General features: G+C 73.4%; 22 protein-coding genes. 6 read left to right on the top strand and 16 right to left on the bottom strand.

Annotated features, from left to right (window positions below; genetic code table 11):
- Positions 1-6 precede the first annotated feature (6 nt).
- On the bottom strand, positions 7-435 hold the full coding sequence (locus H8838_RS01215; protein WP_181309905.1) for a pyridoxamine 5'-phosphate oxidase family protein: 429 nt from the start codon (positions 433-435) through the stop codon (positions 7-9).
- Between the two features lie 34 nt (positions 436-469).
- On the opposite strand from H8838_RS01215, the gene H8838_RS01210 reads away from it, so the two are divergent.
- On the top strand, positions 470-1,363 hold the full coding sequence (locus tag H8838_RS01210; RefSeq protein WP_181309906.1) for an NAD(P)H-binding protein: 894 nt from the start codon (positions 470-472) through the stop codon (positions 1,361-1,363).
- Positions 1,364-1,382: 19 nt separating this feature from the next.
- On the opposite strand, the gene H8838_RS01205 is transcribed toward H8838_RS01210, so the two are convergent.
- A complete protein-coding gene (locus H8838_RS01205; protein WP_181309907.1) occupies positions 1,383-2,105 on the bottom strand; it encodes a CPBP family intramembrane glutamic endopeptidase in 723 nt (240 codons plus the stop codon).
- Positions 2,106-2,179: 74 nt separating this feature from the next.
- The gene (locus H8838_RS01200; protein WP_181309908.1) at positions 2,180-3,679 is read right to left on the bottom strand and encodes a DEAD/DEAH box helicase; all 1,500 of its coding nucleotides are present in this window, start codon (positions 3,677-3,679) and stop codon (positions 2,180-2,182) included.
- A gap of 247 nt (positions 3,680-3,926) precedes the next feature.
- On the opposite strand from H8838_RS01200, the gene H8838_RS01195 reads away from it, so the two are divergent.
- Entirely contained in the window at positions 3,927-5,522 is a 1,596-nt protein-coding gene (locus tag H8838_RS01195) for a DUF1800 domain-containing protein (protein WP_185995406.1), read from the top strand.
- Positions 5,523-5,530: 8 nt separating this feature from the next.
- Positions 5,531-6,811 (top strand): DUF1501 domain-containing protein, encoded by a 1,281-nt coding sequence (locus H8838_RS01190; protein WP_185995407.1) that lies wholly within the window; start codon positions 5,531-5,533, stop codon positions 6,809-6,811.
- 12 nt (positions 6,812-6,823) lie between these two features.
- On the opposite strand, the gene H8838_RS01185 is transcribed toward H8838_RS01190, so the two are convergent.
- From H8838_RS01185 to H8838_RS01165, 5 genes are all read right to left on the bottom strand, one after another.
- On the bottom strand, positions 6,824-8,335 hold the full coding sequence (locus tag H8838_RS01185) for a flavin-containing monooxygenase (protein WP_185995408.1): 1,512 nt from the start codon (positions 8,333-8,335) through the stop codon (positions 6,824-6,826).
- A gap of 62 nt (positions 8,336-8,397) precedes the next feature.
- On the bottom strand, positions 8,398-8,928 hold the full coding sequence (locus tag H8838_RS01180; protein WP_181309912.1) for a DUF421 domain-containing protein: 531 nt from the start codon (positions 8,926-8,928) through the stop codon (positions 8,398-8,400).
- A gap of 11 nt (positions 8,929-8,939) precedes the next feature.
- Entirely contained in the window at positions 8,940-10,847 is a 1,908-nt protein-coding gene (locus H8838_RS01175) for an ABC transporter ATP-binding protein (RefSeq protein ID WP_181309913.1), read from the bottom strand.
- Positions 10,844-12,586 (bottom strand): ABC transporter ATP-binding protein, encoded by a 1,743-nt coding sequence (locus tag H8838_RS01170; protein ID WP_185995409.1) that lies wholly within the window; start codon positions 12,584-12,586, stop codon positions 10,844-10,846. Before H8838_RS01170 ends, H8838_RS01175 begins: the two co-directional genes overlap by 4 nt.
- Positions 12,587-12,622: 36 nt before the next feature.
- Complete coding sequence (locus H8838_RS01165; RefSeq protein WP_181309915.1) at positions 12,623-13,774, bottom strand: CaiB/BaiF CoA transferase family protein; 1,152 nt, start codon at positions 13,772-13,774, stop codon at positions 12,623-12,625.
- Between the two features lie 88 nt (positions 13,775-13,862).
- Here H8838_RS01165 and H8838_RS01160 point away from each other — a divergent pair, with 88 nt between their 5' ends.
- Complete coding sequence (locus H8838_RS01160; RefSeq protein WP_181309916.1) at positions 13,863-14,123, top strand: hypothetical protein; 261 nt, start codon at positions 13,863-13,865, stop codon at positions 14,121-14,123.
- A gap of 7 nt (positions 14,124-14,130) precedes the next feature.
- On the opposite strand, the gene H8838_RS01155 is transcribed toward H8838_RS01160, so the two are convergent.
- Genes H8838_RS01155 through H8838_RS01130 form a run of 6 tightly spaced genes read right to left on the bottom strand, consistent with a single transcriptional unit; the run spans position 14,131 to position 19,840 of the window.
- Positions 14,131-14,802 carry a response regulator gene (locus H8838_RS01155; RefSeq protein WP_181309917.1) on the bottom strand — a complete coding sequence of 224 codons (672 nt, stop codon included), beginning with the start codon at positions 14,800-14,802 and terminating at the stop codon, positions 14,131-14,133.
- A complete protein-coding gene (locus tag H8838_RS01150) occupies positions 14,799-16,109 on the bottom strand; it encodes a sensor histidine kinase (RefSeq protein WP_181309918.1) in 1,311 nt (436 codons plus the stop codon). The genes H8838_RS01155 and H8838_RS01150 overlap by 4 nt, the downstream gene beginning before the upstream one ends.
- Positions 16,106-17,110: an acyltransferase family protein gene (locus H8838_RS01145; RefSeq protein WP_185995410.1), complete on the bottom strand. Its 1,005-nt coding sequence runs from the start codon at positions 17,108-17,110 to the stop codon at positions 16,106-16,108. The genes H8838_RS01150 and H8838_RS01145 overlap by 4 nt, the downstream gene beginning before the upstream one ends.
- Complete coding sequence (locus H8838_RS01140; RefSeq protein WP_181309920.1) at positions 17,107-18,054, bottom strand: D-alanine--D-alanine ligase family protein; 948 nt, start codon at positions 18,052-18,054, stop codon at positions 17,107-17,109. The genes H8838_RS01145 and H8838_RS01140 overlap by 4 nt, the downstream gene beginning before the upstream one ends.
- A complete protein-coding gene (alr, locus tag H8838_RS01135; RefSeq protein ID WP_224766309.1) occupies positions 18,051-19,220 on the bottom strand; it encodes an alanine racemase in 1,170 nt (389 codons plus the stop codon). Before alr ends, H8838_RS01140 begins: the two co-directional genes overlap by 4 nt.
- A complete protein-coding gene (locus H8838_RS01130; protein WP_185995411.1) occupies positions 19,217-19,840 on the bottom strand; it encodes a M15 family metallopeptidase in 624 nt (207 codons plus the stop codon). Before H8838_RS01130 ends, alr begins: the two co-directional genes overlap by 4 nt.
- A gap of 130 nt (positions 19,841-19,970) precedes the next feature.
- Here H8838_RS01130 and H8838_RS01125 point away from each other — a divergent pair, with 130 nt between their 5' ends.
- Positions 19,971-20,510, top strand: a complete 540-nt coding sequence (locus H8838_RS01125) for a PadR family transcriptional regulator (protein WP_185995412.1) — start codon at positions 19,971-19,973, stop codon at positions 20,508-20,510.
- Positions 20,507-22,528: an NADPH-dependent 2,4-dienoyl-CoA reductase gene (locus H8838_RS01120; protein ID WP_185995413.1), complete on the top strand. Its 2,022-nt coding sequence runs from the start codon at positions 20,507-20,509 to the stop codon at positions 22,526-22,528. Before H8838_RS01125 ends, H8838_RS01120 begins: the two co-directional genes overlap by 4 nt.
- Positions 22,529-22,544: 16 nt before the next feature.
- On the opposite strand, the gene H8838_RS01115 is transcribed toward H8838_RS01120, so the two are convergent.
- A complete protein-coding gene (locus H8838_RS01115; protein WP_185995414.1) occupies positions 22,545-23,111 on the bottom strand; it encodes a hypothetical protein in 567 nt (188 codons plus the stop codon).
- Entirely contained in the window at positions 23,108-23,233 is a 126-nt protein-coding gene (locus tag H8838_RS20155) for a hypothetical protein (RefSeq protein WP_258236280.1), read from the bottom strand. Before H8838_RS20155 ends, H8838_RS01115 begins: the two co-directional genes overlap by 4 nt.
- Between the last annotated feature and the right edge of the window lie 31 nt (positions 23,234-23,264).

The following is a 23,264-nucleotide window of genomic DNA, read 5'->3' as shown; positions in this document are numbered from 1 at the left end:
GGGAGTTCAGGCGCCGGGGCGCATGTGCAGCCAGGGGCGGTCGAGGTGGAACCGGCGGCCGGAGATCTCGGTCGGCCGGATCTCGACCACGTTGTACTTCAGCGAGTCGACCCACGGACGCAGGGGCACGTGCTCGGCACGGTGCTCCTCGTCCTCCTCGAGCTTGCGGGCGACCCCGCGGATCACCACGCTGGTCGCCTGCTGCTCGTCGTGCTCGTCGACCTCGAAGGCCACGTCGGAGTTCATCACCACCCCGAGGAGCTTGCTGCCCTCCGCGGTGCGGAAGAGCAGGGTGTCGTGGTCGACGGCGTAGTTGATCGGCGCGATGTGCACCTCGTCGAGGAGGTGGAAGGCGAGGCGGCCGAGCTCGTGGCCGCGCAGGAACTCCCACACCTCCGCCTCGTCGAGGGGTCCCGGGACAAAGTCGCTGCTCATACCATCCAACCTACTCCTGCCTAGAGTCGGCAGCATGGCCTCGCACACCGTCCTCGTCACAGGCGCCACCGGCTTCGTCGGCAGCCGGCTGGTCCCGGCGCTGCTGGAGGAGGGGCACGACGTCCGGGCGATGACCCGACGGCCGGAGGCGTACGACGGCCCGGGCACGCCGGTGGGCGCCGACGTCACCGACGCCGAGAGCCTGGCGAAGGCGATGGCGGGCGCGGACGTGGCGGTCTACCTGGTCCACTCCCTGGACCGCGACGACTTCGAGGACGAGGACGCCCTCGCGGCCCGCACCTTCGGCGCCCAGGCGGCCAAGGCCGGGGTCGAGCAGATCGTCTACCTCGGCGGGCTGGGCGACGAGGACGGCGAGCTCTCCGCACACCTGCGCAGCCGCCGCCAGGTGGAGCGGCTGCTGGGCGAGGGCGGGGTGCCGGTGACGGTGCTCCGTGCGGCGATCGTGGTCGGGCACGGCGGCGTCTCCTGGGAGATCACCCGCCAGCTGGTGAAGAACCTCCCGGCGATGGTGGTGCCGAAGTGGGCCGAGACCCGCACCCAGCCGATCGCGCTGGACGACGTGACCCGCTACCTGGTCGGGGTGGTGGGCCGGGAGGAGGCCAGGGACCGGATCTTCGAGATCGGCGGGCCCGAGGTGCTGACCTACCGCCGGATGCTCGAGCTCGCCTCGGAGGTGATGCTCGGCGAGGCGAGGCCGATCGTCCCGGTCCCGGTCTTCACGCCCAAGCTCTCGTCGTACTGGCTGGCGCTGGTCACCGACATCGACGCCACCACCGGCCGCAACCTGATCGACTCGATGGGCACCGAGGTGGTCGTCTCCGACACCTCGATCCGCGACCTGGTCCCGTTCGAGCCGACCAGCTACGAGGAGGCGGTCCGCCGCGCGTTGGAGGAGGCCGGGCGCTGAGTCGCCGTCTGCCGCCCGGTCAGCCGAAGACCAGCGGCAGCACCAGCAGCATGGTCAGCGACCAGCTCAGGTGGGTGAGGATCGGCGCCAGGATGCCGCCCGAGGCGCGCCGCTCCAGGCCGCACAGCACGCCGAGCAGCGCGGCGGCGAAGGCGAGCATCACGTTGCCGGTGGCCAGGGTGACGACCAGGTAGGCCAGGCTCGTCCAGAGCACCGGGTGCCGCGGCACCGCGGCGTACACCGCTCCCCGGAAGAAGAGCTCCTCCGCGATCCCGTTGACCGTGGTGATCAGCACCAGCAGCGGCACCGAGCCCTGGTCGGCGAAGTCGAGCACCGAGCGCACCTGCTCGTCGAGCCAGGGGATCTGGCGCACCACCAGCGCGCCGGCCACGAAGACCCCGGCCAGGCCGAAGCCGATGACCAGCGGGGTGAGCACCGGCCGGGTGAGCCGGTCACCGAAGGCGATCCGGCCCAGGTGCAGGCGGCCCGAGGCGAAGGAGCCCACGGTCCAGACCGCGGCCAGCGCGAACGTGGCGACGTAGAAGAGGCCGTCACCGGGCTCGATCCGCAGCGACCAGCCGAGGGTGAGCGCACCGACGATGAGCACCAGCGCGGTGACCACCTGGCGCCGGCGCAGCGCCGCGGGGGTGTCGCGCTGGTCGCGGGGGACCATGTCCCACAGGGCCCGCCGCAGCCACGCCGCGACGCGCCCCTCGGTCCTCGCCCCGCTCCCGACCTCCATGCCTCCCGACTCTACGAGGGGGAGACACGGACGCCCCCGCACCCGGAGGGGTGCGGGGGCGTCCTCGTGCTGGGTCAGCGGCGTCCGCTGAACGAGGCGGCGGTGTGCGAGGAGCCGCCGGTGGAGGTGCTGTAGACCGAGGCGCTGCCGGAGCCGCCGCGACGGCTGCGACCCTGGCCGCTCCGCTGACCACCGGTCGAGGCGCCGGCACCGCTCGCGGCACCTGCCCCCGCGCGGCGCGACTGACCGCCGCGGGACTGGCCGCCCTGGGCGGCCGGCTTGGCGCCGGGCTTGGCACCGCCGCCGGAACGACGGCCACGGCCGCGACCGCCGCCACCCTGACGCGCCTGGCCCGGCTCGCCGGCGCTGCGAGCGCCCACCGGAGCCGGGGGTGCGTAACCGCCCGGGACCAGCGTGCGCTCGCCCGGGGCCAGCTGGACCAGGATCGGGTGACCCAGCGAGGTGACCTTGGTGGTGGTCGGCTTGATGCCGGCCAGCCGGGTCAGGTCGCGCACGTCGCGCACCTGCTCGTCGGTCATCAGGGTCACCACGGTGCCCTCGGCACCGGCGCGGGCGGTACGGCCCGAGCGGTGCAGGTAGGCCTTGTGCTCGGCCGGCGGGTCGGCGTGCACGACCAGCGCCACGTCGTCGACGTGGATGCCGCGGGCCGCGACGTCGGTGGCCACCAGGGTGGAGGCCTTGCCGGAGTGGAAGGCGTCCATGTTCCGGGTGCGCGCGTTCTGCGACAGGTTGCCGTGCAGCTCGACGGCGGGCACGCCCTTGCTGTTGAGCTGGCGGGCCAGCGCCTTGGCGCCGTGCTTGGTGCGGGTGAAGATCACCGTGCGGCCCGGCGCGCTGGTCAGGTCGACCAGCACCGGCACCCGCTGCTCGCGGCCCACGTGCAGCACGTGGTGCGACATCTTGGCGACCGGCGACTGCGCCGAGTCGGCCTGGTGGGTGACCGGGTTGGTCAGGTAGCGCTTGACCAGGACGTCGATCGCCTTGTCCAGGGTCGCGGAGAAGAGCAGCCGCTGGCCCTGCTTCGGGGTCTTGTCCATGATCCGCTTGACGCCGGGCAGGAAGCCCAGGTCGGCCATGTGGTCGGCCTCGTCGAGGATGGTGACCTCGATCGCGGACAGGTCGCAGTGGCCCTGGCCCATCAGGTCCTCGAGCCGGCCGGGGCAGGCGATGACGATGTCGACGCCCTTCTTCAGACCGGCGACCTGCGGGCCCTGGCCCACGCCGCCGAAGACGGTCTGGGTGGTGAGCCCGGCCTCCGCGGCCAGCGGCAGCAGCGACTCGCGGATCTGGGTGACCAGCTCGCGGGTCGGCGCCATGATCAGCGCGCGCGGCTTGCGCGGCATCGCCGGCATCTTGCTCGCGTCGAGGCGGGCCACCAGCGGCAGCAGGAAGGCGAAGGTCTTGCCCGAGCCGGTGCGGCCGCGGCCGAGCACGTCGCGCCCGGCCAGCGAGTCAGGCAGCGTCGCGGCCTGGATCGGGGTGGGGACGGTGATTCCTTGGGCCTCGAGCACTGCGGACAGGTTCGAGGGCACGCCGAGTTCGGCGAAGTTCATGTGCGATCTTTCGGTTGGTGTCTCACCAACGCGCTTCCGCCGGGCGGCGGGGCTGGCAGCACGGTCGGCGTACGACCTGGGCTGCTGCGTGCCTCACTGGATCGTGAGGGCGGATGATCGAGCACCCGCATGACGGTCGAGGCAAGACTTGACGAGCCGTCTGCGTCGGACACTACTCCCCCGGTTCGATATCCGGGGAATCCTCGCCCTTCCTCAGCCCGGCGCGCTGCCTGCCGATGGGGTCCCCATGGCCGCCTCCGTCTCCTCCCGTCGCGCCCTGCTCCGGGCGGGCTCCGTCGGAACCGGTACGGCGCTGCTCACCGCCCTGCCCGCCACCGCCGAGGCCGCCCGAGGGCCCAGGAAGAAGTCGGGAAAGAGCCGGCCCAAGCGCGGGAAGGCCCGCAAGCGCACCGCCTCCTCGGCCGCGACCCTGCACGCGCTCTCCCGGTTCAGCTACGGCTGGACCCCCGACCTGGCGCGCGAGGTCACGAAGGCCCGCTCGTTCGAGCGGTGGTTCGACCGGCAGGTCACCGGCGGCTACCCCGACACCTTCTACGAGACCTCGGCGACCTGGTGGCCCTCGGTCAACGCCGCTCCCGAGGAGATCTGGGCGCGGGACAAGGCCGGCGTGGAGACGATGTGGGACGCCGACGCCAACTACCAGCGCTGGGTGCTGGCGCGGCGCATCCACTCGCGCCGCCAGGTGCTGGAGGTGATGACCGAGCTCTGGGAGAACCACCTGCACGTGCCGGCCCGCGGCGAGGGTGCGGCGCTGTTCCGGGCGGCGTACGGCAAGGCGGTGCGCTCGCACGCGCTGGGCAAGTACGCCGAGCTGCTGCGGGTCGCGGTCACCCACCCCGCGATGGGGGTGCACCTGGACAACGCGGTCTCCACCAAGCGGGCGCCCAACGAGAACCTGGGGCGCGAGCTGCTGGAGCTCTTCACCCTGGGGGCGGGCCACTACTCCGAGGCCGACGTGCGGGACTCCGCGCGGATCCTCACCGGCCTGCGCGTGGACACCTGGAAGACCTGGCGGGTCTGGTACGACCCCGAGTCGCACGCCACCGGACCGGTCTCGGTCGCGGGCTTCACCCACGCCAACGGCTCCGCCGACGGCCAGCCGGTGCTGCGGGCCTACCTCGACCACCTGGCGCGGCACCCGCAGACCGCGCGCACCGTGGCCCGCAGGATCGCCGTCCGGTTCGTCTCCGACGAGCCGTCGGAGCGGCTCGTGGCCAAGCTGGCCCGGGTCTACCTCGACTCCGACACCGCCGTCGTCCCGGTGCTCCGGGCGCTGATCGCCGACCAGGAGTTCGCGGCCTCGCGCGGCGCCAAGGTGCGCACTGCTCCCGACGACCTGGTGGCCACCTACCGGGCGCTGCGGGTGCAGCTGCGCCGCCCGACCGGCCCCGAGGCGGCGGCCAACGCGATCCTGTGGCAGGCCGGCGACCTGGGCACCTACCCGTTCGCCTGGCCGCGCCCCGACGGGCTGCCCGACCACGCGGCTGCCTGGTCGTCCACCTCCCGGTTCCTGGCCTCGCTGCGGGTGCACCTCAACCTGGCCGGCGGCTGGTGGCCCAAGCAGGACGTCAAGCACCGGCCGCACCGCGCCTGGGTGCCGCTGAGCCGCAAGCGGCGCTCGATCCGGTTCGACGAGCTGGTCGACCACCTCAGCGAGGAGCTGCTCGGCCGGTCGGCGCCGCGCAGCCTGGTCCGGGCCGCCTGCCAGGCCACGGGGCTCAAGCAGCGCAGCCGCATCGACAAGGACCACGCGCTGGTGAAGTGGCAGATGCCGCACCTGCTCACCGTCTTCCTCGACTCCCCGTTCCACCTGACCCGATGAGGCCCGCCATGACTGCCGCCGAACCCCGCAGCTGCTGCGCCGAGTACGCCGCCGCGGGGATCTCCCGCCGGGGACTGCTGCGGGCGGCCGGGGCCGCGGCGGCCCTGTCCACCACGAGCGTCTTCGGCTCGGCGGTGGTCTCGACCAGCTTCGCGCCGCCGGCCTTCGGCGCCGTGCGCCCGGCGGGCCGGGTGCTGGTGGTGCTGTCGATGCGCGGGGCGGTCGACGGGATGAGCCTGGTCGTGCCGCACGGCGACCCGGCGTACTACGCGGCCCGCCCGCGGATCGGCATCCCCGCGGAGCGGCTGCTGGCCAAGGACGGCTTCTTCGGGCTGCACCCCAACCTGGCGCCGCTGCTCCCGCTGTGGGAGTCGGGGCGGATGGCCAGCGTGCACGCCACCGGCCTGGCGGTGCCCAACCGCTCGCACTTCGCGGCGATGGAGGCGGTCGAGGACGCCGACCCGGGGTCGCGGGAGCGGGTGGGCTGGCTCAACCGGCTGATCGCCCGCGACGCCTACGACCACCCGTTGCGCGCGGTCGGGGTGGGCACCTCCACCCCGCCCACGTCCCTGTACGGCGCGCGCGCCACCTCGGCGTACCGGGACGTGAAGTCGATGGCCCTCGCCGGCGCCGACGGCGACCAGGGGCCGCGGCGCCGGCGCTCGCTGCAGACGATGTGGGGCGGGGTGGACGGGCCGCTGGGCGCGGGCGCCCGGTCGGCGATGGCGGCGGTGGCCGACTTCGGCCCGGTGCGCGCGGTGCCCGAGCAGGCGCAGCACGGCGCGACCTACCCCCGGGGCGACCTGGCCTCGGCCCTGGCCGGGGTGGCCCGGACGATCCGCGGCGACGTCGGTGCGGAGGTCTTCACCGTCGACCACGGCGACTGGGACCACCACAGCGACCTGGGCACGCTGGAGTGGGGCTCGATGCAGAAGATGGCAGGTGACTTCGCCCAGGCGCTCGCGGCGTTCTTCACCGACCTCGGCCCGCTGGCCGACCGGGTGACGGTGGTGACGATCTCGGAGTTCGGCCGGCGTACCCGGGAGAACGCCAACTACGGGCTCGACCACGGGCACGGCAACGTGATGCTGCTCCTCGGCGCGGGGGTGAACGGCGGCTACCACGGTCGCTGGCCAGGCCTGACCGACAGCAGCGACGGCGACCTGCTGGTCACCACCGACTACCGCTCGGTGCTGGCCGAGGTCGCGGCGGCGCGGCTGGGCGCCTCCCCCGCCCAGACCTTCCCGGGGTTCTCCCCGGAATCGGTCGGGGCGGTCAGCTCGCTGTAGCCGCCTGGGGCCTCACCGGAACGCGAGCACCCCGTCGTCGATCGCACCGCGCCGGATCGTCCGCACGTCGTGCACGTAGTTCTGCCGCAGCTTCCACGGCTCGACCGAGCCCTGCTTGGGCAGCCGGTCGAGCGCGCGCAGCACGTAGCCGGCACCGAAGTCCATGAACGGCTCCTCGCCCACCTCGGGGTCGCGGACCGGCACGGCGGAGCGGGCACCCGTCTCGTCCAGGTGCGCCAGCAGCCGGCAGACGTACTCGGCGACCAGGTCGGCCTTGAGCGTCCAGGACGCGTTGGTGTAGCCGATCGTGTAGGCGAAGTTCGGCACGCCGGAGAGCATCATCGCCTTGTAGGCCATCGTCTGCGTGACGTCGACGGGCTTGCCGTCGAGGCGCAGCTCCATCCCGCCGAAGGCGAGCAGGTTGAGGCCGGTGGCGGTGACCACCAGGTCGGCGTCCAGGTGCGTCCCGTCGGTCAGCCGGATGCCGGTCTCGTCGAACGTCTCGATGGTGCCGGTCGCCACCGCCGCGTCGCCGCTGCGGATCGCGGCGAACAGGTCGCCGTCGGGGACCAGGCACATCCGCTGGTCCCACGGGCCGTAGGTCGGCTTGAAGTGCACGTCGACCGGGTAGCCCTCGGGCAGCATCTTGGCGTTGAGCTTGCGGATCATCCGGCGCACCGGGCCGGGCCACTTCTGCGAGGCCTGGAAGAGGATCGTCGCCTGGGCGACGTTCTTCCACCGGGTCACGACGTACGACGCCTTCTCCGGCAGCACCCGCTTGACCGCCCGGCCGATCTTGTCCACGCCCGGCACCGGGAGCACGTACGTCGGGGAGCGCTGCAGCATGGTCACGTGCGCCGCCCCGCCCTCCTCGACTCCCGGCAGCGCCATCGCCGGCACCAGGGTCACCGCGGTCGCGCCGGAGCCGATCACCACCACCCGCTTGCCGGCGTAGTCCAGGCCTTCGGGCCAGTGCTGGGGGTGCACCACGGTGCCGCCGAAGTCGGCAAGGCCGGGCAGCTCGGGCAGGTAGCCCCGGTCGTAGTCGTAGTAGCCGCTGCACGCCCACAGGAAGGAGCAGGTGTAGGTCTCGTGCGCGGTGATCATCCCGCCGCCCACGTCCTCGCGGCGGGTCTCGACGGTGACCGTCCAGAGTGCGGCGTCGGAGTCCCAGTCGGCGGAGCGGACCGTGCGGTCGTATCGCACGTGCCGGTCGACCCCGTGCTCGGCGGCCGTCTCCTTGACGTACTCCAGGATCGAGGCGCCGTCGGCCAGCGCCTTCTCCCCGCGCCACGGCTTGAACCGGTAGCCGAGGGTGAACATGTCGGAGTCCGACCGGACGCCGGGGTAGCGGAACAGGTCCCAGGTGCCGCCCATCCGGGGGCGGCGCTCGAGCACCAGGTAGCTCTTGCCGGGCAGCTCGCGGCTCAGCTGGCTGGCCGCGCCGACGCCCGACAGGCCGGCACCGATGATCAGGACGTCGACGTGCTGGCCCTCGCTGTGCTGGACCTCGTGAGCGCTCATTCGCGGAACATACCGTGGGTATCGGGCCGGCGTCAGTACCCCGGAGGGCTCAGATCACGGCCTCAGACGGCGGGAGGTCGCAGGGCGTCCTCGGCGTTGTCACCGGCTGACGCCTCGGACAGCAGCACGCTGACCATCCCGTTGGGCTCCAGGTAGGCACGACGGACCCGGGCGACGTCCTCGATCCCGTGCAGCCGCAGCTGGGACATCACCTCGTCGTAGGTCATGAACTCGCGGCGCATCACCCGCCGGTCGAGCTCGCCGTCGCGGATCAGCGGCTTCGGCCTCGCCTTCAGCACCCGACCCAGCCGGGGCCACCGGTAGCCCACCGCGTCCAGCGCCACGCTCCAGCACAGCAGCGTGACCACCAGGACCAGGCCGTCGCCGATCGAGCTGGCCTCCCCGGTCAGCCCCGCGCTGGAGGCGTCGACCACGAGGACGACCAGCAGCAGGTCGGTGAGGCCGAGCCCTCCGGACTCCCGCTGGCCGACCAGGCGCATCAGCAGCATCAGGGCCAGGAAGGTCACGGTGCCGCGCAGCACCAGCTCGAGGATCGGCGCCGTGGGCACGAAGATCGAGGCGAAGTCAGGCATGCCCCACCTTCTCAGGTGGCAGCCGCCGCGAACTGCGACCGGTAGAGCCTCGCGTAGGCGCCCTCGGCGGCCAGCAGCTCCTCGTGGGTGCCCTGCTCGACGATCGCCCCGTCCTCCATCACCAGGATCAGGTCGGCGTCGCGGATGGTGGAGAGCCGGTGCGCGATCACGAACGACGTCCGGTCGGTGCGCAGCGCCGCCATCGCGTGCTGGAGCAGCAGCTCGGTGCGGGTGTCGACCGAGGAGGTCGCCTCGTCCAGGATCAGCAGCGCCGGGTCGATCAGGAACGCCCGGGCGATGGTGAGCAGCTGCCGCTCCCCGGCCGAGAGGTTGGCCCCGTCCTCGGTGAGCACCGTGTCGTAGCCCTCGGGCAGCGAGTGGACGAACCGGTCCACGAACGTCGCCCGGGCCGCCGCCAGCACCTCCTCCTCGGTCGCCTCGGGGCGGCCGTAGGCGATGTTGTCGCGGATCGTGCCGCCGAAGAGCCAGGCGTCCTGGAGCACCATCCCGATCCGGCGACGCAGCTCGGCACGCGGCAGGGAGGCGATGTCGTGGCCGTCGACGGTGATCCGGCCGCCGTCGAGGTCGTAGAAGCGCATCAGCAGGTTGACCAGGGTCGTCTTGCCGGCGCCGGTCGGCCCGACGATCGCCACCGTCTGGCCCGGCCGGGCGACCAGCGAGAGGTGGCTGATCAGCGGGCGCTCGGGGTCGTAGGAGAACGACACGTCGTCGAAGACGACCTCGCCCCGGGTCACCCGAGCCCCGGTCTCCGGTGGGTCGAGCGGCTCCTCCTCGGCGTCGAGCAGCTCGAAGACGCGCTCGGCCGAGGCGACGCCGGACTGGAGCAGGTTGGCCATCGAGGCGACCTGGCTCAGCGGCTGGTTGAACTGCCGTGCGTACTGGATGAACGCCTGCACGTCGCCGAGGCTGAGCGTGCCGCTGGCGACCCGGAGCCCGCCGACCACCGCGATCACCACGTAGCCCAGGTTCCCGACGAACATCAGCGCGGGCATGATCAGGCCGCTCACGAACTGCGCGCCGAAGCTGGCCCGGAAGAGCTGCTCGTTCTCCTCGGCGAAGGTGCGCTCCACCTCCTCCTGGCGGCCGAAGACCTTGACCAGCGCGTGCCCGGAGAACGCCTCCTCCACCTGGGAGTTGAGCGCGCCGGTACGCCGCCACTGCGCCTTGAACCGGCCCTGGGAGCGCTTCATGATCGTCCGCGCCACCAGCAGCGAGATCGGCACCGAGACCAGGGAGACCAGCGCCAGGGTGGGCGAGATCCACAGCATCATCCCCAGCACCGCGACCAGGGTGAGCAGCGAGGTGAGCAGCTGGCTCATCGTCTGCTGGAGGCTCTGGCTGACGTTGTCGATGTCGTTGGTGACCCGGCTCAGCAGCTCACCGCGCGAGGACCGGTCGACCGCGGCCAGTGGCAGCCGGTTGATCTTGCGCTCCACCTCGCCCCGCATCCGGCGCACGGTGCCCTGCACCACGTCGTTGACCAGGTAGCCCTGGAGCCATGCCAGCAGGGAGGCGGCTGCGTAGATGGCCACCACCAGCAGCAGCACCCGGCCGACGGCGGAGAAGTCGACCCCGGCGCCGGGGACCACCCCCTGGCCACGGATCGCCTCGGGCAGCTGGGAGTCCGGCGTGCCGGGGGCGAACGTGCCGCCCACCGCGCCGGTGAAGACCAGGTCGGTGGCCCGGCCCAGCACGTAGGGCCCGGCGGCGGTCAGCGCGACCGAGACCACCGCGAAGACCACCACCAGCACCGAGGTCAGCCGGTCGGGGCGCAGCAGGCCGACCAGCCGGCGCGCGGAGTGCCGGAAGTCCTGAGCCTTCTCCCCCACCGCCGCGGGTCCGCCGCCGTGCCGGGGCCCGGGGGCGGCGACCCTCTCGGTCTCCTTCAGCCCGCTCATGCCGGCACCTCCTCGTCGGTGCCGAGCTGGGAGGCGACGATCTCCTGGTAGGGCTCGCAGCCGGCCAGCAGCTCGGCGTGGGTGCCGCGGCCGACCACCCGACCGTCCTCGAGGACGACGATCAGGTCGGCCTCCAGGATCGTGGAGACCCGCTGGGCGACCACGAGCACGGTGGCGTCCCGGGTGGCGGGGCGGAGTGCGGCGCGCAGCCGGGCGTCGGTGGCCACGTCCAGCGCGGAGAAGGCGTCGTCGAACAGGTAGAGGCTGGGCCGGCGGACCAGCGCCCGGGCGATCGCCAGCCGCTGCCGCTGGCCGCCGGAGAAGTTCGTGCCGCCCTGGGAGACCGCGGTGTCCAGTCCCTCGGGGAGGGCCTCGACGAAGTCGCGCGCCTGGGCGATCTCCAGCGCCGCCCATAGGTCATCCTCGCCGGCCTCGGGCCGCCCGTGCAGGAGGTTGCTGCGCACCGTCCCGCTGAACAGCCAGGCCCGCTGGGGCACCAGCCCCAGCTGCGACCAGAGCTCCTCGGGGGCCACCCGGCGTACGTCGTGCCCGGCCACCCGCACCTCGCCGGCGGTGACGTCGAGCAGCCGCGCGACCAGGTTGACCAGGGTGGTCTTGCCCGAGCCGGTCGAGCCGACCACGGCCACAGTCTGGCCGGGTCGCGCGGAGAAGGAGACGTCGTGCAGGACCGGGACCTCGGCGCCCGGGTAGGCGAAGCCCACCTGCTCCAGGTCGACCCAGCCGCTGCGCTCGGGGTCCAGCGGCTCGGGGTGCTCGGGGGCGCCCAGCGAGGTCCGGGTGTCGAGCACCTCGGCGATCCGCTCGGCGCAGACCGCCGCGCGCGGCACCTGCATCAGCATGAAGGTCGCCATCATCACGCTCATCAGGATCAGCATCAGGTAGGCCAGGAAGGCGGTCAGCGACCCGACGCCGGCGTCCCCGTCGGCGACCCGGTGGCCGCCGAACCAGATGACCGCGACGCTGCCCAGGTTGACCACCCAGATGACCAGCGGGAAGAGCGCGGCCATCCACCGCCCGGCGCGCAGCGCCGAGTCGGTGAGCTCGTCGTTGGCCCGGCCGAAGCGGGCGGTCTCGTAGGGCTCGCGGACGAACGCCCGGACCACCCGGATGCCGGCGATCTGCTCGCGCAGGATCCGGTTGACCGCGTCGATCCGGATCTGCATCCGCCGGAAGTTGGGCACCAGCCGGCTGACCACCAGGCCGACGCAGACGAAGAGCGCCGGCACCACCACGGCCAGCAACCACCCGAGGCCCGCGTCCTCGCGCAGCGCCATCACCACCCCACCGACCATCATCAGCGGCGAGGTGACGGCGATGATGCAGGCCATCGCCACCAGCATCTGCACCTGCTGCACGTCGTTGGTGGTGCGGGTGATCAGCGAGGGCGCCCCGAAGGCGCCCACCTCGCGGGCTGAGAAGGTGCCGACCCGGGAGAAGAGCGCGCCACGCAGGTCGCGACCCAGGCTCATCGCGGTCCGCGCGCCGAACCAGGCGGCCCCCACCGAGCCGACGACCTGGAGCAGCGAGACCGCCAGCATGACGCCGCCGGTGCGCACGATGTAGCCGGTGTCGCCGGTGGTCACGCCGTTGTCGATGATGTCGGCGTTCAGGCTCGGCAGGAAGAGGGAGGCGAGCACGCCGACGGCCTGGAAGGCGACCACCGCCGCCAGCCAGGAGCGGTACGGCGCGAGGTGCTCGCGCAGGAGCCGGATCAGCATGGTTCCCCCAGCCTAGGGACAGCGTCCCCGCGGCGCTCAGGACTGGACGGCGGCCCCGGACTCGATCAGCTTCTCCACGTCCGCGACACCCCAGGCGGTCAGCGCGTCGCGGGTGCTGGCACCGACGGCCTCGGGCGAGCGCCGGAGCGTCGCCTCGGTCCGCGAGAACCGTGGCGCGGGTGCGGGCTGGAGCACGCCGTCGGGCTCGACGTACGTGCCCCGAGCGGCCAGGTGCGGGTGCCTGGCGGCCTCCCGCATCGGCACGATCGGGAAGACGCAGGCGTCGGTGCCGTCGAAGAGCTCGGCCCACTCGGCCTGGGTGCGCTCGGCGAAGCGCGCGGTGAACGCCTCGCGGATGGCCGCCAGGTTGGCCGGGTCGTTGCGGTCGGGCAGGTCCTCGAGATCGAGCACGCGTAGGAGCTCGGCGTAGAACTGGGGCTCCAGCGCGCCGACCGAGAGGTGCTTGCCGTCGGAGGTCTCGTAGACGTCGTAGTAGGGGACGCCGCCGTCGAGCATGGAGGCCGCCCGGCGCTCGTCCAGCACGCCCATGGCCTGCAGGCTCGCGCCCATCAGGTTGAGGTGCGCGGCACCGTCGACGATCGCGGCGTCCACCACCTGTCCCCGGCCCGACAGCCTGGCCTCGAGCAGGGCGGCCAGCACGCCGATCACCAAGTAGGCCGAGCCACCGCCGAAGTCGCCGAGCAGGTTGGTCGGGAAGTGCGGCCGCGCCGGGTCCTGGCCGAGGCCGTGCAGGACGCCGGAGGCGGCGACGTAGTTCATGTCGTGGCCCGCGACCTCGGCCAGCGGCCCGTCCTGTCCCCACCCGGTCATCCGGCCGTAGACCAACGCGGGGTTCCGTGACCAGCAGTCCTCGGGTCCAAGGCCGAGGCGCTCGGTGACCCCGGGTCGCATCCCCTCGACCAGCACGTCCGCGCTCGCGACCAGGTCGAGGACGGCCGCGACCGCCTCCGGCTTCTTGAGGTCGAGCGCGACGCTGGGCCGACCGCGGGTGAGCAAGTCGTGCGCGCCACCGCCGAGCGGGTTGCCGCCGGGACGCTCGACCCGGATCACGTCGGCGCCGAGGTCGGCCAGGAGAGTGCAGGCGTGCGGCCCCGGCCCGATCCCGGCGATCTCGACCACCTTGACGCCCTTGAGCGGACCCGTTCCCTGACCGAGCTCGTATGTCATGCGCCACATTGTGACAGAACTGCTGTCACGGTTGACTCATGTCAGTCAGGACCGCGCCGCACTACTTCCTCTCGCCCTAGGACTCGACATGACCGTCCACCACCACTGCCGTGTCTGCGGCTACGACTGGGGCGAGCCGCCGTGGGGCATCACCGGCGAGACCCCGAACTTCGAGATCTGTCCTGTCTGCGAGGTGGAGGCCGGGTACGAGGACCACAGCCCCGAGAGCACTCGCGCCTACCGCGCCAGCTGGCTCGCCAGAGGCGCGCCCTGGGCGGACGCGGAGGTCCCGCACGACGGTCTCACCACCGAGGAGCGCCTCCGCCACGTCCCTGCCGGGTTCGAGTGACTCCGAGCTAGCCCGCCACCAGCCCGTGCGCGTGCGCGAAGACCACGATCTGCACCCGGTCGCGCAGCGCGAGCTTGCGCAGGATCGCGCCCACGTGGGTCTTCACCGTCGACTCGCTGGTGAAGACCTGCCCGGCGATCTCGGTGTTGGACAGCCCCCGGGCCACCGCATCGAAGATCTCCCGCTCCTTCTCGGTGAGCGCCAGGTACGCCGCCGGGGCGGGGGCGGCCGACCGGAACTGGCCGTCGAGCAGGGTGGAGAGGTCCTGCGGCGCGAGCACCGCGTTGCCGGCGTGCACGGTGCGGATCGCGTCGCGCAGCAGCACCGGGGTGGTGTCCTTGAGCAGGAACCCGCTGGCACCGTGCCGGATCGCCGTGGCCGCCCGGTCGTCGAGGTTGAAGGTGGTCAGCACGACCACCCGCAGCGGCTTGGTGCGCCGGGCCACCCGCTCGGGGGAGAAGAGCTGCCGGGTCGCCTCGACGCCGTCCATCTCGGGCATCCGGATGTCCATCAGCACCACGTCCGGCTCGAGCTCGTCGGCCAGGCGCACCGCCTCGAACCCGTCACCGGCCTCGCCGACCACGCACATGCCCTCCTGGGCGTCGACGATCACCGCGACACCGGCGCGGAAGAGCACCTGGTCGTCGACCAGGAGCACCCGGATCTGCTCGGCGCTCACGACTCACCCGCCCGCAGCGGGATCCACGCGGTCACGGTGAAGGTCGGGCCGGACTCCTCCTGCCGACGGCGTACGTCGAGCCGCCCGCCGACCGCCTCGACGCGGCGACGCATCCCCTCCAGGCCGCGACCGGCGGAGGGGCGCGGCTCCTCGGGCAGCCAGACCGTCAACGGCTCCTCGTCCAGCGCCCGGATCGGCATGGTCGGCACGTCGCCGGTCGGCTCCGCGCCGGCGTCGGCGGTGGGCTCGACCTCGTTGCGCACCTCGATCCGCAGCTCACCCTCCCAGTGCCGCTCCACGTGCACCACGCCGTCGCGCCGCCCGTGCCGGATCGCGTTGGTCAGCATCTCCTGGAGCACCCGGAAGGCGACGGTCTCCAGCTCGGGCGGCAGCGGACGCGGGGCGCCCTCCTCGCTGGAGACCACCCGGTGGCCGCTGCCCCGGACGCCCTCCACCAGGCTGTCCAGCCCGCCGGGCCCGGCCGCCGCGGTCGCGGTCGCCGTGGTGGAGAGCACCTGACGGACGTCGCGCAGCGAGCCGCGGGCCGAGGTGGCGATCGTGGCCAGGGTCTCCTTGAGCGCCGCGGCGTCCGAGTCCTGGCGGTACTGCGCCGACTCGGCCTGGGCCAGGATCACCGCCAGGGAGTGGCCCACCACGTCGTGCACGTCGCGGGCCAGCCGGGCCTGCTCCTCCTGGAGCCGGGCGATCTCGAGCGCCTCCTCGGACTCCCGCTGGGCCTGGGCCGCGTCCTGCTCCGCGGCCACCTGGGAGATCTCCGAGCGCTTGGCCCGGGACATGAAGCGCAGCGCGAGACCGGCGAGCCAGGGCACGCCCAGCACCCCGATCCCGATCAGGGCGACAGTCAGCTGCCAGGTGTCGCCGTAGGAGTAGACGCGCTCGGCGAGGCTCGTCAACGCTGGCGCCTCCAGCAGCGCGGAGAGCTGGTCGATGGCGAGCAGCGCGAGGACGAGCAGACCGGCCGCCGGGATCGAGAGCGCGCTCAGCCACAGTGTCGGCACGGACCCCCAGCGGGCGGTGCCGAAGGCGACCACCGCCACCGCCACCTGGACGATCATCAGGTCGATGCCGCCGAGCAGCTGGATGCCGCAGATCCCCCAGATCACCCCCAGCGCCACCCCGGGCGCGTGCCTGCTGAGCCCGGCCGCGGCGGCCGTGCCCAGCGCGACCAGCGTCAGCGGCCCCCGGGAAGCGTAGGAGTCGGCGTCCATGACCTCGATCAGCCCGGCCAGCAGCACCACCAGGCCCACGGCCAGGTCGGGCGCCCAGCGCCGCCAGTCCTGCGTCATGCCGCCACCGCCTCGCGCGGACGAGGCCGCGGCTGGAGCGGCCGCTCCACGGCGTACCAGCTGAGCGCCGCGAGCGGCAGCGTGAGCACCGCGGCCACCAAGCCCGCGTGCTCCAGATGCGGCCGCAGCCAGACCGTGAGCGGGTAGTTCCACAGGTACGCCGCGTACGAGACCGTGCCCAGCCAGACCAGGGCGCCCAGGACAGGTCCGGTCACCTGCGTCCAGGCGCGCCAGCAGACCAGCAGCACCGCGGTGAGCAGGGCGATGGCCGGACCTCCCGCCAGGTAGGTGAGCGCGTGACCGCGCAAGGGAATCACGCTGAGGAGGGTAAGACCGAGCAACGCCACGGCGGGTGTCCAGGGCGGAAGCGGGACGGCGTCGAGGCGATCGCGGTACACCCGGGTCGCGGCGCCGACCACGAAGCAGACCGCCCACGAGGTGGGCAGCGAGTAGGCCAGGTCCGGCGCCTCGGCCAGCCAGACCACGGTGGCCACGCACGCGGCCAGGCAGGCGCAGACCACCCCCACCAGCGCCACGCCGACCCGACCGCGGGCGAAGGCGAGCGCCAGGACCGCGGGCCACAGCAGGTAGAACTGCTCCTCGGTGGCCAGGGTCCACAGGTGGAAGGTGGCGTCGCTGGCGTGGCCGAAGGGCAGGTTGCCGGTCCAGGTGAGGGCGACCGCGACGGTCTTGCCCAGCTGGTCGCGGTCCCCCAGCGGGTCGAGGGTCAGCGTCACCAGCACCACGCCGACCACCAGCAGGAGCAGCGCGGGCACCAGCCGCCGGGCCCGGCGCAGGTAGAACCGGCGCAGGTCCACCCGACCGGCGCCGGCCAGCTCCGCGAGCAGCACCCCGGTGATCAGGTAGCCGCTGAGCGCGAAGAACATCACCACGCCGACCACCCCGGCGCCGGGGAACGCCTCCGGCAGTGCGTGCCGCAGCATCACCAGCCCGATCGCAATCCCGCGGAGCAGGTCGAACCCGGCGATCCGCCCGCTCACCCGGCGTCCGCGGCGTCGCGCACCAGCCGGTCCAACAGGTCGGGATAGGAGAGCCCCGCCGCGGCGAACATCCGCGGCACCTGCGACTGCTCGGTGAAGCCGGGCATCGTGTTCACCTCGTTGAGCACCGGCCCGTCGGCGGTGAGGAAGAAGTCGACCCGGGCCACGCCGGCGCAGCCGAGCGCGTCGTAGACCGCCAGCGCGGCCTCCTCCAGCCCCTTGCGCTCCACCTCGTCCAGCGCGGCGGGGATCCGGAAGTCGGCGCTGCCGTCGTACTTGGTGTCCAGGTCGAAGAGCCCGTCGACCACGATCTCCAGGCTCGGCGAGCAGGTGCGCGAGCCGTCGGGGCGGCCGAGCACCGCCACGTCGATCTCCCGGCCGACCACCAGCTCCTCCACCAGCACCCGGTCGTCCAGAACGAACGCCGCCGCGAGGGCGGGCGGCAGCTCCTCGGCGCTGCGCACCAGGGAGACCCCGTGGCTGGAGCCGGCCGCGACCGGTTTGACCACGACCGGGTGGCTCCAGGCGTACGACGGTGCGGTGCCCGGCGTGAGCAGCACCCCCGGCGCGGTGGCGATGCCGACCGCGTCGGCCACCAGCTTGGTCGTCCACTTGTCCATCGCCAGCGCCCCGGCCCGCACCCCGGACCCGACGTAGGGCACCCCGGCCAGCTCGCAGAGGGCGGCGAGCGCGCCGTCCTCGCCGCGCGGCCCGTGCACCACCGGGACCACGACCGCGCAGCCGCGGAGCACCTCGACCGCCGCCGCCAGCCCGATCGGCCCGCCCTCGGCGTCCAGCCACGCACCGTCGCGGTCGACGGTCAGCCGCACCACCTCGTGGTCGCGCTCGGCCAGCGCCCGCGCGACCGAGGCCGCCGAGGCGAGAGAGACCTCGTGCTCGCAGTTCTGGCCGCCGCCGATCACGGCGACCCGCAGCCCGCTCATGCGAGAGACCTCAGGCCGACACGGGTGCCGGCGACTTCCCGGTGCACCCGGCCACCGAGCCCGGTGACCACCTCGTGCTCCAGGGTGTCGGACCACCTCGCCCAGTCGGCGGCGGTCGGCTCCCCCGCGTCGCCGGGGCCGAAGACGACGGCCTCCTCCCCCAGCCGCACGTGCTCGTGGCCGAGGTCGACGACCACCTGGTCCATCGAGATCCGCCCGACCACCGGACGGCGTCGCCCGCGCACCAGCACCTCGGCCTGACCGGTGGCCGCGCGCGGCAGCCCGTCGGCGTACCCCAGCGGGAGCAGGCCCAGGGTAGTCGCGGCCGGGGCGGTCCAGGTGTGGCCGTAGCCGACCGGCGTGCCGCCGCGCACCCGGCGGACCGTCACCACCGGGGCGGTCAGGGTCATCGCCGGTCGGAGCAGGCCACCCGCGCCGTCCCCGGTCGGGTCGATCCCGACCAGGCCGGCGCCGATCCGGACCGTCGTGTGGTGGGCCAGCGGGTCGGTGAGGGTGGCCGCGGTGGCGGCCAGGTGCCGGCTCGTGGGCCGGAGCCCGGCGGCGCGGGCCACTCGCAGGCCCCAGGCGAACCGGGTGCGGCCGACGGCGTTGGCCGGGTGGCCCGGCTGGTCGGCGCAGGCCAGGTGACCCATCACCCCGACCACCCGGAGCCGGCCGGTCCGCTCGGCGGCGCGGGCCGCCCGGCAGAGCGCTGCCCACTCCTGGGGCGCAGCACCGTCGCGGGCCAGCCCGGTGTCCAGGTGAAGGTGCACCCGGGCGCCGGGGGCGGTCGCGGTGATCGCCGCCAGGTGCTCCAGCGAGGGGACGGCGAGCTCGACGTCCGCGTGCACGGCGGTGGCGAAGTCGGCGTCGACGGGGTTGAGCCAGCTGAGCAGTGGAGCGTCGAGACCCGCAGCGCGCAGCGGCAGGGCCTCCGCGAGGCTGGTCACGCCCAGCGAGGTGGCGCCGCCCGCCATCGCGGCCCGGGCCACCTCGACCGCGCCGTGACCGAAGCCGTCGGCCTTGACCACGGCCATCACCTCGGCGGAGGTGCGCCCGGCCAGCAGCCGGACGTTGGCGCTCACGGCGGCGGTGTCCACCCGCAGCACCGGCCCGACCGGTGCGGCCGGGCTCACGTCCACCATGTCCACCGGGAGGGCGCTCATGCCGCCACCGCCAGGTCGACGGGGCCGTAGAGCGCCGCCGGGGCGCCGGTGAGCAGCGCCCAGTACCGGTCGCCGTAGCTCCAGTGCCACCACTCGGTGGGGTAGTTGACCAACCCGGCGCCCCCCAGCACCCGGGCGAGCAGGTCGCGGTGCGCGCGGGCGTCGGCGCCGATCCCGGCGGCGGCGGTGAAGCAGCGCCCGTCGGAGGCCTCCGGGGTGGCGTCGATCGTCGTGCCGAGGTCGACCTCGTCGCCGCAGGCGTCGACCAGGGTCAGGTCGACCGCGGCGCCGGCCACGTGCGGGGCGACCTCGAGCGGTGCGACGAACCGGCTGGTCAGCCGGTGCAGCTCGTCCGTCCCGGCCTCGGGGCGGGCGGCGCGGAGCTCAGCGGAGTAGGCGTCGATGATCGCGCGCTGGTGGGCCACGCTGCGGTGGCCCTCCACCACGCGCAGGGCGATCCCGGCGGGCAGGTCGGCGGCCGCGGCGGCCAGGCGCTCGGCGAGACCGGCGCGGACCAGGGCCCGGGCGGGCCCGAAGGAGGGGGCGAGCCGGACCAGCGGCTCGGCGTTCTCGCGGACCGGGACGGCCCGGACCCGCGGGTCGGAGAGGAGGATCGTCATGCGTCCACGCTCTCCCGCCGCGAGGTCGGCGCGCCTCCACCTGCGGTGCCGAGGTGCTGGCCGGAAGGATGAGAGAGTTCACCTTCGGGGGGGCTTGCAACTCGTTGCAAGCATCTGCCATCCTCCTCCCGTGGCCCTGGAACACGCCCTCCTGGTGGCGCTCAGCGAGAAGCCCGGCTCCGGACTCGAGCTGGCTCGCCGGTTCGACAAGTCGATCGGCTTCTTCTGGCACGCCACCCACCAGCAGATCTACCGGGTGCTGGGCCGGATGGAGGCCGACGGCTGGCTCGCCGTCGAGGTGGTGCCGCAGGCCGCCAAGCCGGACAAGAAGGTCTACGCCGTCACCGACGCCGGCGCCGAGGTGCTCGCGCAGTGGCTGGCCACGCCGACCCCGATGGAGGAGCTGCGCAGCGAGCTCGCGGTCAAGATGCGCGGCGGCAGCTTCGGCGACCGCGCCGCCCTGCTCGAGGTGGTCCGCGGCGCACTCGCCGACCACCTCGCCCGGCTCGAGCACTACCGCCGCCTGGAGCAGGCGTACGACGACCCGACCGGCCTCACCGGCCACGAGCTCGACCAGTACCTGGTGCTGCGCGGCGGCATCGGCCTGGAGCAGTTCTGGGTCGGCTGGCTCGAGGACTACATCAACGCCCACAGCAAGGACCGCTCATGAGTGACTACCCGCACCTGCTCAGCCCGCTCGAGCTGGGCCCGCTGACCCTGCGCAACCGCGTGGTGATGGGGTCGATGCACACCGGGCTGGAGGACGCGCCCTGGCACATCGACCGGCTGGCGGCGTACTTCGCCGAGCGCGCCCGCGGCGGGGTCGGCCTGATCGTCACCGGCGGCTACGCGCCTAACAAGCGCGGCTGGCTCAAGCCGTTCGCCTCCGAGATGACCACCCGGCTGCAGGCCGCGCGCCACCAGCGGGTCACCGAGGCGGTGCACGCCGAGGGCGGCGCGATCGCCATGCAGATCCTGCACGCGGGCCGCTACGCCTACCACCCGTTCAGCGTGAGCGCGTCGCGCAAGCAGGCCCCGATCAACCCGTTCAAGCCGTCCGCGCTGTCGGCCAAGGCGGTCGACCGCACCGCCACCGACTTCGCCAGGTCCGTCGCGCTGGCCAGGAAGGCCGGCTACGACGCGGTCGAGATCATGGGCTCCGAGGGCTACCTGATCAACCAGTTCCTCGCCGCCCGCACCAACGACCGCACCGACGCCTGGGGCGGCAGCACGGAGAAGCGGATGCGCTTCCCGGTCGAGGTGGTGCGCCGCACCCGCGAGCTGGTGGGCGACTTCCCGGTGATGTACCGGATCTCGCTGCTCGATCTGGTCGAGGACGGCCAGACCTGGGAGGAGACCGCCGAGCTGGCCTTGCGGCTCGAGGAGGCCGGCGTCACCGCCTTCAACACCGGCATCGGCTGGCACGAGGCGCGGGTGCCGACGATCATCACCCAGGTGCCGCGCGCCGCCTGGCGCTCGGTCACCGCCCGGCTCAAGGCCGAGGTCTCGGTCCCGGTCTGCGCCTCCAACCGGATCAACACCCCCGAGGTGGCCGAGGAGATCCTGGCCGCCGGCGACGCCGACCTGGTCTCGATGGCCCGCCCGCTGCTCGCCGACCCCGACTTCGTCAACAAGGCGGCCGCGGGCCGTGCTGAGGAGATCAACACCTGCATCGCCTGCAACCAGGCGTGCCTGGACCACACCTTCAGCAACAAGACGTCGTCCTGCCTGGTCAACCCCCGCGCCTGCCACGAGACGCTGCTGGTGCTCTCCCCGGCCCGCCGCCGCGAGTCCGTCGCGGTGGTCGGCGCCGGTCCCGCCGGCCTGGCCACTGCGGTCAGCGCGGCCGAGCGCGGGCTGGCGGTCACCCTGTTCGAGAAGGCGCCGCAGATCGGCGGCCAGTTCCGGCTCGCCATGCAGGTCCCGGGCAAGGAGGAGTTCGCCGAGACGCTGCGCTACTACGCCCGGCGCCTCGAGGTGCTCGAGGTCGACGTCCGGCTCTCCACCGAGGCCGGCCCGGACGACCTGGCCGGCTTCGACCACGTCGTGGTCGCCACCGGCGTGGAGCCGCGGGTGCCGCAGATCGACGGCATCGACCACCCCAAGGCGGTCTCCTACGCCGACGTGCTCGCCGGCCGGGTCACGGTCGGGCGCCGGGTGGCGGTGATCGGCGCCGGCGGCATCGGCGTCGACGTCTCGCACTTCCTCGCCCACGACCCGGGCGAGACCTTCGACGACTGGATGGCCCAGTGGGGCGTCGGCGACCCGTCGCTGCACCGCGGCGGCCTGACCGAGCGGAAGCCCCGGTCGGTGGTGCGCGAGGTGACGCTGGTCCAGCGCAAGGAGACCCCGATCGGGATCGGCCTGGGCAAGACCTCGGGCTGGGCGCACCGCGCGGTGCTCAAGCAGTCCGGCGTGCGCCAGGTCAGCGGGGCGACGTACGACCGGATCGACGACGCCGGCCTGCACCTGACCGTCGGCGGCGAGCCGCAGCTGCTCGAGGTGGACCACGTGGTGGTCTGCGCCGGGCAGGAGTCGGTGCGCGACCTGTACGACGCACTGGAGGGCCCGGCCCACCTGGTCGGCGGAGCCACGGTGCACCTGGTCGGCGGAGCCGACGTGGCCGCCGAGCTCGACGCCAAGCGCGCGATCAAGCAGGGCACGGAGGTCGCCGCCGCCCTGGGTTGACCAGCGCCTGGGTTGATCAGCGGCGAGAGAGCTCGGCGGTGACGTAGTCGTCGTTGCAGGGCTGGACCTCGCCGCCGATGATCGGGCAGTGCGGCCCCTCCTGGGCGCCCTTGGTGACGGTGTAGACGTCGAGCCGCGCCCGGCGGTTGAACGGCTTCGGGTCGTCCGCGCCGGCCACGGTGATCGTCACCTTGTTCTTGGCCAGGTCCCACTGGGCGACGGCGGGCAGGGGGACGCCCTCCTCCTGACCCGCGCGGGTGAAGGTGCCACGGGTGACGAGCTTGCCCGAGCGGTACTGGGTGCGCACCTTCACCGAGCTGCCGTCGGGGTAGTAGACGCTGCCGAAGACCCGGGTCTTGGTGCGGTTGAGCCGCTCGACCCGCGCCACGAAGACGGTGCGGGAGGGCTCGTACGTCATCCGTCCCTTGACCAGCTCGTTGGGCCGGTCCTGGAGGCGCGAACCCTTCTCGTCGACGACCGTGACCGTCTCGGCGGAGGCCGCCGGTCCCACCGCGAGCAGGCCCGCCGCCAGCACGCCCGCGAGGGCGCCCCCGCGCAGCCGCCGGACGGTGCCCGCGTTCACCGTCGGCCCGATCGCCTGGCCTTGGCCTTCTCCACTGCTGACCTGATCTTGGCCTGGTTGTGGGGCTTGCGCGCCTCGTCGTAGACCTTCTTGGCCACGCCGGCCATAGCCAGCTTCCGCATGATCTTCATGGGAGTCCGGTACCCCGTCTCC

This window comes from Nocardioides campestrisoli (assembly GCF_013624435.2).
GTDB lineage: Bacteria > Actinomycetota > Actinomycetes > Propionibacteriales > Nocardioidaceae > Nocardioides > Nocardioides campestrisoli.
This window is presented reverse-complemented; position numbering and strand designations above follow the sequence as displayed.

Excerpts from the sequence above, each read along its gene's own strand:
- H8838_RS01215 (WP_181309905.1), bottom strand. The coding sequence starts at position 435 with ATGAGCAGCGACTTTGTCCCGGGACCCCTCGACGAGGCGGAGGTGTGG.
- H8838_RS01210 (WP_181309906.1), top strand. The coding sequence starts at position 470 with ATGGCCTCGCACACCGTCCTCGTCACAGGCGCCACCGGCTTCGTCGGC.
- H8838_RS01205 (WP_181309907.1), bottom strand. The coding sequence starts at position 2,105 with ATGGAGGTCGGGAGCGGGGCGAGGACCGAGGGGCGCGTCGCGGCGTGG.
- H8838_RS01200 (WP_181309908.1), bottom strand. The coding sequence starts at position 3,679 with ATGAACTTCGCCGAACTCGGCGTGCCCTCGAACCTGTCCGCAGTGCTC.
- H8838_RS01195 (WP_185995406.1), top strand. The coding sequence starts at position 3,927 with ATGGCCGCCTCCGTCTCCTCCCGTCGCGCCCTGCTCCGGGCGGGCTCC.
- H8838_RS01190 (WP_185995407.1), top strand. The coding sequence starts at position 5,531 with ATGACTGCCGCCGAACCCCGCAGCTGCTGCGCCGAGTACGCCGCCGCG.
- H8838_RS01185 (WP_185995408.1), bottom strand. The coding sequence starts at position 8,335 with ATGAGCGCTCACGAGGTCCAGCACAGCGAGGGCCAGCACGTCGACGTC.
- H8838_RS01180 (WP_181309912.1), bottom strand. The coding sequence starts at position 8,928 with ATGCCTGACTTCGCCTCGATCTTCGTGCCCACGGCGCCGATCCTCGAG.
- H8838_RS01175 (WP_181309913.1), bottom strand. The coding sequence starts at position 10,847 with ATGAGCGGGCTGAAGGAGACCGAGAGGGTCGCCGCCCCCGGGCCCCGG.
- H8838_RS01170 (WP_185995409.1), bottom strand. The coding sequence starts at position 12,586 with ATGCTGATCCGGCTCCTGCGCGAGCACCTCGCGCCGTACCGCTCCTGG.
- H8838_RS01165 (WP_181309915.1), bottom strand. The coding sequence starts at position 13,774 with ATGACATACGAGCTCGGTCAGGGAACGGGTCCGCTCAAGGGCGTCAAG.
- H8838_RS01160 (WP_181309916.1), top strand. The coding sequence starts at position 13,863 with ATGACCGTCCACCACCACTGCCGTGTCTGCGGCTACGACTGGGGCGAG.
- H8838_RS01150 (WP_181309918.1), bottom strand. The coding sequence starts at position 16,109 with ATGACGCAGGACTGGCGGCGCTGGGCGCCCGACCTGGCCGTGGGCCTG.
- H8838_RS01140 (WP_181309920.1), bottom strand. The coding sequence starts at position 18,054 with ATGAGCGGGCTGCGGGTCGCCGTGATCGGCGGCGGCCAGAACTGCGAG.
- alr (WP_224766309.1), bottom strand. The coding sequence starts at position 19,220 with ATGAGCGCCCTCCCGGTGGACATGGTGGACGTGAGCCCGGCCGCACCG.
- H8838_RS01130 (WP_185995411.1), bottom strand. The coding sequence starts at position 19,840 with ATGACGATCCTCCTCTCCGACCCGCGGGTCCGGGCCGTCCCGGTCCGC.
- H8838_RS01120 (WP_185995413.1), top strand. The coding sequence starts at position 20,507 with ATGAGTGACTACCCGCACCTGCTCAGCCCGCTCGAGCTGGGCCCGCTG.
- H8838_RS20155 (WP_258236280.1), bottom strand. The coding sequence starts at position 23,233 with ATGCGGAAGCTGGCTATGGCCGGCGTGGCCAAGAAGGTCTACGACGAG.